Genomic DNA, 13,097 nt, shown 5'->3' on the forward strand with positions numbered 1-13,097 from the left:
GCCTCTATAGAACCGATTCATAGATAGCTGTATGGTGGAACCGACTTGCGGGGAATGCCTGAGATAACGGCATGCAAGGTTCCATCATCGGCAGTAGGCTGATCGAATGCTGGTGTTTGGCATCGGGAGTGAGGTGAGCTGCCTTCCCGGTACTGAAGTACACATTTGCTCTGTCTAATGAAAGCTGCAACGTTTTACAGCTGTACTGCATCATAAGACTGGTTCGAAAAGGGGAGGAAACTAAAAATGAAAAAGCTCAAATGGTTTTCTGCAATGATCGCTCTTACGGTTGTTCTAGGCGGCTGTGCCAGCAATGCCAACCAGCAGCCTGCGGCATCCGGTTCAGGGGAAGCAGCGAAACCTGCACCGACACTGACGGTTGCGTATTCAGAGGGTGGGACGACGATGGACCCGGCTGAGGCGAATGACCTGACTTCCGACACATTGGTACTGGCAACCTACGACCAGCTGGTAACCTATGGTGTCAAAACGGTGGATGGTGCAGACGTAGCCAACACAGAAGATATTCAACCGATGCTCGCTGAGAGCTGGGAAGTATCAGATGATAACAAGACATATACGTTCAAAATCAAAAGTGGCCTGAAATTCCAAAGCGGAAATCCGGTTAATGCGGATGCAGTTGTGTACTCTTTTGACCGTGTGGCGAAATCAAGCTCCGGCAGCTTTCTATACGGAATGGCCGACATCAAGAGCGTGACTGCCAAGGACGACTCCACTGTCGAGATCGTGCTGAATAAAGCCAACCACATGTTTACCCAGATCATTGCCATGTATACCTTCTCCATTGTGGACCAGAAGCTGGTCGAGGAAAAAGGTGACGATTATCTGAAAACAAATGCCGCTGGCTCTGGCCCGTTCACACTCGAAAAATGGGACCCGGCCAGTGAAGCCGTCTTCCAGGCTAACAATGATTATTGGCAGGGTGCGCCGAAGCTCAGCAAAGTAACACTGAAATTCACGAAGGAAGCCTCCAACCGTGTCCTGCTGTTGAACAAGAGTGACGTGGACATGGCAATTGAGATTCCTCCAAAAGATGTTGCGGCTTTGCAAGAGAACAGTAATTTGACGATTAAGTCGAATGCGAGTAACCGCATTTTGTTCTTCGCGATGAACAACAATGTCAAACCGTTTGATAATGAAAAAGTACGTCAGGCCATCAACTATGCGATCCCTTATGACCAGTTAATCAACGATGTCATGTATGGTCAGGCCAAAGAGATGAAGAGTGCTGTGGCGAGTAACACACCAGGCTTTACGGATGCAGGCTATGTGTACGAGTACAATCTGGACAAGGCCAAGGAATTGTTGAAAGAAGCAGGATATGCAGAGGGATTCACCTTTGACTTTACCCTTGGCTCCGGATTTGACGATTGGGAATATGATGCGGTGCTGATTCAAGCGGAACTGGCCAAGATCGGTGTCAAAATGAACATTAACAAGGTCGCTCGTGCACAGTTCCTGGAACAACAAAAAGAAGGCAACCTGGTCTCCTACATTTCCAAATGGACCTCTTTTGTTAATGATCCTGGATACCACCTGGGCTTCCTGCTCTACGGCAAAGGTTCTTCCAACTACATTCATTACAACAATGCGGAAGTCAACAAACTGTGGGAAGAAGCAGGCGCAGAGCCGGATCAGGCGAAACGCAATGAACTGTACATGAAGGCACAAGAGATTATTACGACAGAAGCGCCATGGGCTTATCTTTACGAGTACAACCGGGTTGTCGGCATGAACAACAAAGTCAGCGGATATGTGTACTACCCGGATGAGGTTCTGCGTTTCTACCCACTTAGCAAGGAGCAGTAAACGAAGGATGACTTTGGGGGACAGGCAATTATGCCTGTCTTCTGACGATTCGTGCCAAGTACCATACAGCCAATATTGGAAGGAGCCTGATCAGGATGGATTGGAAAAGGAAAGTACTTGAAGCAATCGAGGAAGGCCAGGATGAATTATTGGAGTTATGTTCACAGTTGATCCGCTTTCCTACGGAGAACCCTCCAGGGGATTCACGCGAGATTAGCGCTTTTATTATCGAATATCTGTATCAGGCCGGAATCGATACCAAAGTACATGCGGCAACGGAAACCATGTTTAACCTGATCTCAACGTTGAATGGAGAAGGGGCGGACAAGTCAGATAAACACCTGATTTTCTGTGGGCATACGGATGTTGTGCCAGCCGGGGATCTTTCACGATGGGATTTTGATCCGTTCTGCGGCGAAATTAAGGACGGCTACATGCTTGGACGGGGTGCATCTGACATGAAGGGCGGGCTTGCGGGTCTGATCTATGCGACGGTTATTCTGGCGAAGCTGGGTGTACCTTTGCGGGGTGACCTGTCACTGATGATTGTCCCTGATGAGGAAACGGGAGGTGATTTGGGTGTGCCCTGGGTACTGGAGCGCGGCCTGGCAACGGGTACTGCAGCAGTCATTGCCGAGCCGTCCAGCCCTCAGCATCCGACGATTGGACAAAAGGGGAGCTGCTGGTTTGAGTTTACAGTGGAAGGCACACCGGGTCATGGCAGTCTGCAGCCCATTGTAGGCGATAATGCGATTGTGAAGGCGGCCAAGGGTATTGAAGCCTTACAGCGGCTGTGGGACATCAAGCCGGACATCCCGGAAGACGTGAAGGACATTATCCGCATCTCGCAGGAGTATGCTCGCGACCGGGAGAAGGCAGGTCTGGCCTATCAGGTGTTCGATCATGTAACCGTGAATATCGGTTCGATTCAGGGTGGAACCAAGGTGAACGTGGTAGCGGATCGCTGTACGGTTCAGGTGGATTCACGTGTTCCATTTGGTGTGGATTACCGGGATGTGCTCGACCGTGCTCGTTCGCTTCTGCTTGAAGCAGGAATTGAGTCGGAGTTGAAGCCTTTTGGTTTCCAGGGCAACGCAAACTGGACGCCAGCGCATGAACCGATCGTTAGCCAACTGGTGGAGAGCATCAGCGAAGTGAGCGGCGAAGAGGCGTACGGTGTGCTGCAATGGGCATCCAGCGATGCACGCCACTTCCGTAATCATCAGATTCCGGTATTGCAATATGGTCCGGCAGAGCTGTCCACGATTCACAATTTTAACGAAAAAGCACCCGTATGGCAGATTATCCAATGCGCCAAAGTGTATGCGCTGAGCGCCCTTAAATATTTGGGTGTGGAAGGCATGGAAGATGAGACGTCATTGAAGAATTCGAAGGGTTTGAACGGTGCAGCTTCCGAAGAAGCCACGATTGCCAAGCGCTAATTCTTTTTCGGGAGAGAAGGGAGCTTGGAGAACAAGCTGAACGACTGAGTGGTAGGGACATGTGTGAGGATGCAGAAGATTCAGAACGTAATGGTATGGGAGGGGAACAACATGACTGCACTGCTCGAAGTTTCGGATTTGCGGACAGAGTTTATAACGGATGCAGGCGTAATTCGTGCCGTGGACGGAATCAGCCTTTCCATACGGCAAGGAGAGGTGCTGGGTATTGTAGGGGAGTCGGGATGCGGGAAAAGTATTACCTCGTTATCGATTATGCAGCTTCTTCCCAAAAAGATCGGCCGTGTGGCTTCAGGAGAAGTCCGTTTCCAGGGGAAAGACATGCTCAGGCTGTCCGGGAGGGAGATACGCCGAATTCGGGGTAACCGAATGGCCATGATCTTTCAGGAACCGATGACTTCGCTCAATCCGGTATTCAAAATCGGCAAACAGATCTCGGAGGCGGCACGATACCATCTGAAGCTGGGCAAAAAAGAGGCTTGGGCACGGTCAGTTGATATGCTTCGCAAAGTCGGCATTCCCCGTCCCGAACGAATTGCGGAACAATACCCGCACCAGCTCTCCGGCGGCATGCGCCAGCGGGTGATGATCGCCATGGCGATGGTATGCAGCCCGCAGCTGCTCATCGCAGATGAACCGACAACCGCCCTGGATGTAACCATCCAGGCGCAGATTCTGGATCTGATGCGTGACCTCCAGCGGACGGAGAATATGGCAATCATGATGATCACCCATGATCTCGGCGTTGTAGCTGAGATGTGTGATCGTGTCATGGTGATGTATGCAGGACAAGTGGTGGAAGAGACGGATGTCAAAACCCTTTTTGCCGATCCGAAGCATCCGTATACCCGTGGACTGCTTGCTTCACTGCCACAGCTTGCGGGAGATCAGGATCGTCTTCAGTCCATTCCGGGCCAGGTTCCGAATCCCGCCCATATGCCGTCTGGCTGCCGCTTTGCTCCTCGTTGTCCGGTTAAGGAAGCGCGGTGCGAGACGATACAACCCGATTTACTGGAGACGGCGCCTAGCCACAGCTGCCGCTGCCTGCTGCAACAGGAGGGGATTATATGAGTGCGATATTGGAAGTCAGAAACCTGAAGAAGCATTATCCCATTCGTAAAGGTCTGTTCTCCAAACAGGTCGGTGCCGTCAAAGCGGTGGACGGCGTAACGCTGTCCGTGGAGCGCGGTGAAACGCTTGCCGTGGTCGGGGAATCCGGTTGTGGCAAATCTACCACAGGGCGTGCGATTTTACGACTCATAGAACCGACGGATGGCGAGGTGTTCTTCGAAGGCAGGGATGTACGAAAGCTGACCCCAGAAGAGCTGCGCCGTTTCCGAACCGACATGCAGATGGTATTCCAGGACCCGTATGCCTCCCTCGATCCGCGCTGGACGGTACAGCGTACGCTGGAGGAGCCACTGCTTACCCACCACAATCTGGGGAAAAACGAGCTGAAAAGCCGAATCGAAGAACTGATGGAAGTGGTTGGATTATCTCCATATCAGGCACACCGTTTCCCGCATGAATTCTCGGGTGGACAACGCCAACGGATCGGTATTGCCCGTGCTCTCGCATTGAACCCGAAGTTCATTGTGTGTGATGAGCCGGTCTCTGCATTGGATGTGTCCATTCAGGCACAGGTGCTGAATCTGATGCAGGATCTGCAGGAACAATTCGGACTGACGTATATGTTTATCTCTCACGATCTTTCCGTCGTCAAGTTCATCAGTGATCGTGTGGCCGTCATGTATCTGGGCAAAGTGGTGGAGCTTGCGCCCACCTCCGAGTTGTTCACCGAGGCGCTGCATCCGTATACGAAAGCATTGATGTCTGCTGTTCCCGTTCCTGACCCGAATGTGCAAAAGGAACGAATTGTCCTGAGCGGAGATGTGCCCAATCCGGAGAACCCGCCATCCGGTTGTGCTTTTCATACCCGTTGTCCGTATGTAAAGGACGAGTGTCGCTCTGTTATCCCGGAGCTGCGGGAGATTTCCCCGGGACGTCAGGTGGCGTGTCATCTGTATTAGTTGGCAGAGAGAAGACACCTTCAAGACCACGATCGAAGTGGGAATGAGGGTGTCTCTGTTGTTCTTGTTTAGTGTTTTCATTTGGGGCACGGAAATAGGTGACAATGGGCCAAAGTCTTGGTTTTAATCTGGACCATCGTTCAGTACAGGGAACTAACTTTAGTCCTGGGTGCGACTAGGCTGAGGGCGGTTGTTTCCTAAAATGGGTTTATTATACAATTTTGATGGAAGAACAACCCAAGTGGTAGAGGAGAAAATATATGAAACCATCAAATTGTAAATTGCCCAGACAGGTTATCCTAGCTAGTTTCTTGATCGCCGGCTTAGCCCTGTCATCTTCGGGCTTGCCTGCTTATGCAGCAGCCACTCCAAATAGCAATCAGGCCCAAAACCAAAGCTTGGCTGAGAAAGGGACAGCAGCCTCCGCAATTCCTCCGATCACAGCTACATCCGTAGAGAAATTTGCAGATGCCTATTTTGCTCGCGCTGATGTGAAGGAGAAGCTTACGGGGGCATTATTTGTAGTTGTAAAGGATGGCAAAGTCCTGCTTAACAAAGGATATGGCTACTCAGATGTGACTTCCAAAACACCAATCAATCCTGACACTACCCAATTTAGAATGGCATCCATCTCCAAGCTATTTACGACCACAGCGGTGATGCAGCTTGCCGAACAAGGCAAGATAGACTTGGATCGCGATATCTCTGCATATATGGATGGAGTTAAGATCTCTAATCAGACCGGCGTTCCCCTTACAATGAAGAACCTGATGACCCACACAACAGGCTATGATTTTACTGATTTCTCTGGTAATACTCCGGGCGTCTCTCTCCAGAATTATGTCAAAAATAACGTGCCTACGGTAAAAATAAAACCTGGCGAGGCCTACCGGTATGATAATCTGGCTTTTGTACACCAAGGTTATATCGTAGAAAATGTAGCTGGAACTGACTTCAATACTTATGTAAAACAAAACATATTTAAGCCGCTTGGCATGACACATAGCGACTTTTTATTATCGCCCCAAGTTCAACAAAATCTTGCAAAAACCTATGACAATGCAGGTAAAGAAATCGCTGTGTATCCTAATTATCCTGACATAGACCCCAGTGGCAGCATGTTCTCTACCGGTAGTGATATGGCCAAATACATGCTCGCTATGTTAGATGGGGGCAAGCTTGGTGATGGCCGCATTTTGGAAGAAAAAACGACAAACACAATGGAAGCCTACCAATACGGTATTAATGACAGCTTACCCGTAATGTCTTATGGTTTTGAAGCCATGCATAATCATCTTTTCAATGGTCAGACCGTCATTGGAAAAGGTGGCGACCTTCCTGGTTTTCACTCCTGGCTGTGGATGGTGCCAGAGCAAAAGGTAGGCGCCATGATCATTGTAAATGGTGAAGCACTGGACCCTCGCGATGAAATATTCGGCTCATTCATGGATCAATTTTATCCTGAACAACACAAGGCTGCCACACCAATCCAATCATCCAAGGAAAGCTTGGCCAAGTTTGAAGGGAGATTTCAAGGTTTGAGAATACCTCTACTTAGTGCAGAGGTGAAGGCGGGTGAGGATGGAACACTTATTATAAAGGATGCATTGGGAAGCCATAAGCTTCAACAGTTAGAGGCGTTGTTATTTCAGGATGAACAAGGTGTAAAAGCAGGCTTTAAGGCAGATGAGGATGGCAAAATTGAATACATGTATTACAACTATCCAGATAGTTTCCTGAAAAGAATGCCTGTACAAGCTCGATTCTCTGATGTATCTGCCGATAGTCCATATGCGGCTTCTATTGACCAATTAAATCAACAGCAATTTTTGAATAAAAATGACACTAATTCCTTTAGACCAGAAGAAGCAATGACACGTGGAGAATTTGTGCAAATATTAATGAAAATTGTCGGGTTCCAGCTATCTAAGGACCCGGTAATATTTAAGGATGCAGTAGGACATGATTTGGCACAAGAGATTCAATCAGCAGTTCTGTATGCAGGGCTAAAAGGGACACAGGATGGCCGCTTTGAGCCAGACCGTGCCATTACCAGACAAGAAGCGGCTTCTATTCTTTGGAGATTCATTCAAATCAATGTATCCGCTCCGGCGCCACAAGTCAAGCTGACGGGAACGTTGCCAGCACCTTGGGCATTAGAAGCAGTGCAATTTGCGGCTGCTATGCATCTCTATGGTCCAGAGGTGAAGGTAGATACTGATGGCGCTGTGGACTATGAGCCAACCCGCCCTATGCTTCGTCAGGAAGCAGCCGTCATGTTTGATACTCTTTGTGAAAAAATTCCGGTATTGTTATACGGAGTGAATGGTCAATTAGAGGACTAATCAGAGTGTTACCTAATTATAGAGTTACTCAGTACAATTGGTCATTATTTAATAAATGTGAAGCAGTAATTAGACTTAATTAATTTAGTAGGTAAAATTTTTTCTCGCTTCAACCGATATAAACACAGAGAATGCAACATGAAATGTAATTATTCATGATTAAGATGACGATAAAAAAGCTTCTATTGAAACTGAAAACAAGAAGGGTATGAAAACATTAATGGATGAGGAAGTTCAAGTTCAATACATTAATTTCTCGGTCGGAAATCAGATTTGTGCGCTTCGCATTGATGAAGTTCATGAAATTATCAAAATGCTCCCGGTAACCACTGTTCCTTTTGGCAGCCCTGAGATCAAGGGATTTACACCCCTTTACGGCAAAGTGGTTTCGGTTGTTAGTGTACGCGTCCTGCTGGGCATGCCTGACGAGGGGCCTACACCGTCCACTCGCATCATTGTCGTGCCGTATCACAACGATTATGTACCGCTCGTTGTCGATTCAGTGGATTCCGTGGTGATGTATGACCGGTTTGAAGAGCCTACGGAAGAATATCGTCGTTACACAAAGGGAATATTCAAGGAAATTGCGCACAATGACGACCATGAGTCCGGTATCCTTAATCTGGACGTATTGCTTGGTAATTTAACCCAATCACATTAAGCATTGCTCTTACGGATGCTATATACAAAGCATAAACTCAGTTAGTTATGAAAATGCTCCTTGCCCTTTTCAGGGATGAGGGGCATTTTTTAGTGTGATCATCCTATCCTCCAATGCAATTTATGTGTTGTGTTTCACCCTTTAACAGACGTAGTCAATATCATATAAAGTGGTTTGGATGGTTTTTTTTGAAGTGATGTAGAAGCAGAAAAACGGAAAAGGGAACTATTTTTCGGTACAGATCAGAGGGGACGGGGAATAAAAGAAGCACTTTTTATGTGTAAAAGTTTTTAAAACCGAGCATTTTCGTATATGATGGAGAGTAACAATGCGAAGGGATGACGGGAGACTGTAATGATGCAATCGCTGTATGGAGTATGGCTTGGTGACGTGTTTTTTTGTTTTTCCGGTGAAACATCGGAGCCGCGTGTGGATGCGTGGAGCCACGTGGTACGGAAGCTGAATTTTGGCGACGGGGGCCGTCTGTTTCAGCCTGCCGCTCTGCGTCTTGCGGAGCTTCGTTGGCCCAATCCGATGCGTAATGCTGCGGAAGCGAAGGGTACGAAGCGGCGCCAATTGCTCGGACGGACGTTGGAGGGGCTGGCTATCTCGCCCAAAGATACGTTCAAACTGCTGCTAAATTGGGACGACAGTATATTGAATGCGGCAGGAATTCAGGCTGGAGAAGAAATTCGCTACTGGGTAAAAGCGGCACAGTTTACACAGGAACTGCTGCTGCGGGGAGAATTTGCTCCTTCCGCTGAATTTGCGGCCAAGACGGGTGCGCGTCGCCGTACTGGACAGGAAACGCTGACAGGGGTATGGCGTCCACGTCTGTTGCAAGAAGCGGATGTGGACCGTTTCCGGGAGCTGGCGGAATCGATGCCGCCGATCGGATTGTCTGCTCCCGGAGCATACGCATCTTCTGAACCGGAATCACGGGAGGAAGCGGGAGCGGCCGTATTATTTTCATTTATGAGCGGAATGGTTCATGCGGTTGTCACGGGTGAGATGGAAGGTATGGATAGTGAGTTGTCTCGCTACCGTACCCCATTCCGGCGTGGATCTTCTCCGGTTGCGGAGTTATGGTGGAACAGCCTGATCTCGATGTTCCGTCCGGTGACGGTGCAGGGCCCGACGGAAGAAATGACAGAACTCATTGGCGCGCTGCAAGAAGCAGGCGGAACAGCGATGCCTGTCGTAGGAAGCGAAGAGACCGCACCGACGGAAGGTCAACTGAAGCTGGTGCTGCGGCTCGAACCTCCCCTGGGTGAGCATGAATCGTTGTGGGGAATTACCTTCTGGGTAGACAGTGAGCAGGAAGCTGGTCTGAGATTGCCCGCACGTACAATCTGGGCCCATCCGGACCGGGATCTGGACCGGGGCAAGGTGTGTTATATTTCGGCTGCAGAACAATTGCTGATGGCGCTGGGTCAAGCAGCAGAACTGGCACCGGAGCTGGAAACGGCACTTCTTCATGCACGACCGGAAGGAATGAAGATGGAACAGCAAGCGTTTTTTGAATTTTTGACGTATGCTGTGCCTCGTCTGCAGAAGGCGGGAGTAACCGTGTTAATGCCTTCCCGCTGGAGCCGTGCCGGGAAGCGCCGTGCAGGATTGCGCCTGCAGATGCTCAATCGTGGAACAGAAAGGCCGCTCGGGGCCCCGTCTGCTCTGGGCATGGAGCAGCTGGTCGCCTTCAAGGCAGAACCAATGCTGGACGGCAAATCGGTTACGGCGGAGGAACTGGCTGCCCTTGCGGAAGCAACGGTGCCTTATGTCATGTTTCGCGGCGAATGGATTGAAGTGGATACAAAAGAGATTCGCCAGGTTCTGCGTTATATGAAAAAAGAAGAAGAACAATATATGCCTCTCTCCGAATGGCTGCATCTGGCAGCTGAGGAAGGTGAGGATACAGCATGGAAGGGGCTTTCCGTCTTTGGCGCGGAATCCGAAGGACTGCTCTCCTTCCTGCTCGACGGACAGGTGCTTCGCAGTATTGAGCCGCGTCAGGTTCCGGCAGAGCTGCATGGTGAACTAAGACCTTATCAGGAGCGGGGTTACCAATGGTTATCCGCCATGCGTGAGCTTGGGTTTGGTGTATGTCTCGCCGATGATATGGGACTGGGGAAGACCATTCAGGTGATCACCTGCTTGCTGGACTTGAAGCATGAGGAACAACAAGCGGCGGCTGAAGAAGCGCGTGAACATGAAGCGTTTATGGGTATGGAAGGACGTTCCTTGAATGATGAGCAGCTGAACATGCAGGGTGTACATCTGCCTGCGCTTATTGTGTGCCCCACCTCTTTGCTCGGGAACTGGCAGCGTGAGCTGAAGCGCTTTGCCCCGAATCTGTCATTGTATATCCATCATGGCGGACAACGGCTGCACGGCAGTGACTTTCAGGAAGAAGCGCAGTCTCATGATATTGTGCTGACAACCTATCATCTGGCAGGCAGAGATGGCCCGGATCTGGCTTCGTTGCATTGGTCTACCGTTGTGCTGGATGAGGCACAATATATTAAAAATTACCGTACGAAGCAAGCACAAAGCGTCATGCGTCTGTCTGCGCCGCACCGCATTGCGATGACGGGTACGCCGGTAGAGAACCGGCTAAGCGAGCTGTGGTCCATTTTTCAATTCCTGAATCCGGGGTATCTGGGTACAGCTTCTTCATTCCGCCAGCGGTATACGGGACTGGGTCCATCCGAAGAAAATGCAGCGTCCTTGCGTGAGCTTCATCGGCTTGTATCGCCCTTTATGCTGCGCAGACTGAAAAGTGATCCGGATATTCGCAAGGATCTGCCGGAGAAGCTGGAACTGAAATCCTATTGTTCCCTCACGCCGGAGCAGACCGTTCTGTATCAGCGCGTGGTGGATGATCTGATGGGTGGATTGGATGGGCGAAACGGTATCGCCCGTAAAGGAATAGTGTTGTCCTCACTGACCAAGCTGAAGCAGATCTGTGACCATCCGGTTCTGGCGGACAGCAGCCGGAAGGAACATGGCAAGGCTGAGGCATCCGGCAAAATGGAACGTTTGCTGGAATTGCTGGATGCAATCCGTGACAACGGGGAATCAGCGCTGATTTTCACCCAGTATGTGGCGATGGGGGAACTGCTCGTTTCCCGGCTTACACAGCGCTACGAGGAAGAGCCGTATTTCCTGCATGGCGGTGTATCGAAGTCGCAAAGGGATGATATGGTGGAGACCTTCCAAAAAGGGGAGGGGCCATCCTTGTTTGTCCTGTCTCTTCGTGCCGGGGGTGTGGGTCTCAATCTGACGCGTGCCAGTCATGTCATTCACTACGATCGCTGGTGGAATCCGGCGGTGGAGAATCAGGCGACGGACCGGGTCTTCCGAATCGGGCAGAATCGCAATGTACAGGTGCATAAACTGATCTGTCAGGGCACCCTGGAGGAACGGATTGATGAGCTGATTGAGAGTAAAAAGGCACTTTCCGAGCAAGTCGTTGGTTCAGGTGAGAACTGGTTGACTGAGATGTCGGATGATGAGCTGCGCGGCCTGATCTCGCTTCAGGGCGAGACGTGGCTGTAGGTTTGCTATATAAGTTCAATAAATGAATATTTACACTGGCACTCCGATGACAGAACAACCTTCCGATCGCTGTTATCCCCAGATTTTTTTGATTCCTTTTTGAAATGGGGAAATCCGGGGATAAAGGCGAACGCTTTGCTTCTTCAGGTTATTTCTGTCCTCTCCGTTATTGTGTAAATGTTTAATTAAACATATATAGATACACACTCACAATACATGCGGAGTGTAATGATAGGAAGGGGGATTGTTGTGAGCGAAAAATGGAATGTCGAGCTGCATATGTCCCCCGGTGGATGGACAGCAGAAGTGAGTGCAGCTGCAGATGCAGGCATAGATGTATCAGTAGATGCAGGCAAGACTGGAGCCGCTGCAGGCACAGCCGCAGGCGGCTTTACGGTAACAGGCAAGCTACCGCAGCTAAGTGAAGCCGCACGCGAGGCCGTGCTAGAACAGCTGCGCAAGCGCCCGCTGGCGCTGTATGCGCTGCTGCGCGGCGGCCCAGCCTCGGCGGAACTCGCCGGGCTGCTTCCCGCTGCGCCAGGCGAGGCCGCGCCGGGCACGGCCGCCGCTGGCAGCTCGCTTAGCGCGGGCGGCGCAGCGGCGTGCACCTGCGGCCGCCCGGGCTGCGCGCATGTCGCAGCCGCTGAGCGTGCCGTTGCTGCGCGCTTCGCGGCCGAGCCGCTGCTGCAGCTGGCGCACGCCGGCCTGCCGCGCGAAGCGCTGCTCGCCGGCGTGCTGGGGTCATGGGCGGAAGAACTCGCCCATGACCCCAGCGGCCCCGGCCGCGCAGCCGAAACGGCCGGCCGCCCGCAGGCGCGGGGCGGCGAAGGCGGCGCAGCCGTCGGCGAGTGGATCGCCGAGGCCGCCGCGGAAGGCGCCATGCACCAGCCGGGGCCTGGCTTCGGCGCCGTGAAGGTGCGGCTGGCGCAGCCGGGCAAGCCCCCGGCAACGCCGGAACTGGCGGCTTTGCTGCCAGGCGTGCCGGCCACCGCAGGGCTGGCATTGATCCGCGAGCGCGTAGCTGCGCGGATGTGGGAGGCTGTCCAGAAGAAGAAGGACAGCCCGGCAACCAAATGATGCATCCATTGTGGCGGGGGAGATCTCAGATCGCCCCCGCTTGTTTGTGATGTGCATCCGAACTAGCTTTCTACCCGGAAAGGTATACACACTCGTCCAATTCACTTCTTTTGTATACATCCATGGGATAAGGGCC

General features: G+C 51.2%; 8 protein-coding genes. All 8 read left to right on the forward strand.

Going from position 1 to position 13,097, the window contains the following annotated elements; genetic code table 11:
• Positions 1-246: 246 nt before the first annotated feature.
• The 8 genes from ACFTRD_RS25420 (at position 247) to ACFTRD_RS25455 (ending at position 12,961) form a co-directional block, all read left to right on the forward strand.
• Positions 247-1,830, forward strand: coding sequence for an ABC transporter substrate-binding protein (locus tag ACFTRD_RS25420; protein ID WP_379384891.1), 1,584 nt, complete (start codon positions 247-249; stop codon positions 1,828-1,830).
• 95 nt (positions 1,831-1,925) lie between these two features.
• A complete protein-coding gene (locus tag ACFTRD_RS25425) occupies positions 1,926-3,272 on the forward strand; it encodes a M20 family metallopeptidase (protein ID WP_379384893.1) in 1,347 nt (448 codons plus the stop codon).
• A 111-nt stretch (positions 3,273-3,383) separates the two neighbouring features.
• Positions 3,384-4,361 (forward strand): ABC transporter ATP-binding protein, encoded by a 978-nt coding sequence (locus ACFTRD_RS25430; protein ID WP_379384895.1) that lies wholly within the window; start codon positions 3,384-3,386, stop codon positions 4,359-4,361.
• Positions 4,358-5,320, forward strand: coding sequence for an ABC transporter ATP-binding protein (locus ACFTRD_RS25435; protein WP_379384897.1), 963 nt, complete (start codon positions 4,358-4,360; stop codon positions 5,318-5,320). The genes ACFTRD_RS25430 and ACFTRD_RS25435 overlap by 4 nt, the downstream gene beginning before the upstream one ends.
• Positions 5,321-5,580: 260 nt before the next feature.
• Positions 5,581-7,665 carry a serine hydrolase domain-containing protein gene (locus tag ACFTRD_RS25440; RefSeq protein ID WP_379384899.1) on the forward strand — a complete coding sequence of 695 codons (2,085 nt, stop codon included), beginning with the start codon at positions 5,581-5,583 and terminating at the stop codon, positions 7,663-7,665.
• Positions 7,666-7,873: 208 nt separating this feature from the next.
• Positions 7,874-8,326: a chemotaxis protein CheW gene (locus ACFTRD_RS25445; RefSeq protein WP_379384901.1), complete on the forward strand. Its 453-nt coding sequence runs from the start codon at positions 7,874-7,876 to the stop codon at positions 8,324-8,326.
• Positions 8,327-8,680: 354 nt separating this feature from the next.
• The gene (locus ACFTRD_RS25450; RefSeq protein ID WP_379384903.1) at positions 8,681-11,884 is read left to right on the forward strand and encodes a DEAD/DEAH box helicase; all 3,204 of its coding nucleotides are present in this window, start codon (positions 8,681-8,683) and stop codon (positions 11,882-11,884) included.
• Between the two features lie 249 nt (positions 11,885-12,133).
• Positions 12,134-12,961 carry a hypothetical protein gene (locus tag ACFTRD_RS25455; RefSeq protein WP_379384905.1) on the forward strand — a complete coding sequence of 276 codons (828 nt, stop codon included), beginning with the start codon at positions 12,134-12,136 and terminating at the stop codon, positions 12,959-12,961.
• The last annotated feature ends 136 nt before the right edge of the window (positions 12,962-13,097 follow it).

The organism is Paenibacillus sp. NPDC056933 (genome assembly GCF_042674385.1).
Lineage (GTDB): Bacteria > Bacillota > Bacilli > Paenibacillales > Paenibacillaceae > Paenibacillus.

What these genes read in the sequence shown, in the direction of transcription:
- ACFTRD_RS25420 (WP_379384891.1), top strand. Translation starts at nt 247, where the DNA reads ATGAAAAAGCTCAAATGGTTTTCTGCAATGATCGCTCTTACGGTTGTT.
- ACFTRD_RS25425 (WP_379384893.1), top strand. Translation starts at nt 1,926, where the DNA reads ATGGATTGGAAAAGGAAAGTACTTGAAGCAATCGAGGAAGGCCAGGAT.
- ACFTRD_RS25430 (WP_379384895.1), top strand. Translation starts at nt 3,384, where the DNA reads ATGACTGCACTGCTCGAAGTTTCGGATTTGCGGACAGAGTTTATAACG.
- ACFTRD_RS25435 (WP_379384897.1), top strand. Translation starts at nt 4,358, where the DNA reads ATGAGTGCGATATTGGAAGTCAGAAACCTGAAGAAGCATTATCCCATT.
- ACFTRD_RS25440 (WP_379384899.1), top strand. Translation starts at nt 5,581, where the DNA reads ATGAAACCATCAAATTGTAAATTGCCCAGACAGGTTATCCTAGCTAGT.
- ACFTRD_RS25445 (WP_379384901.1), top strand. Translation starts at nt 7,874, where the DNA reads ATGAAAACATTAATGGATGAGGAAGTTCAAGTTCAATACATTAATTTC.
- ACFTRD_RS25450 (WP_379384903.1), top strand. Translation starts at nt 8,681, where the DNA reads ATGATGCAATCGCTGTATGGAGTATGGCTTGGTGACGTGTTTTTTTGT.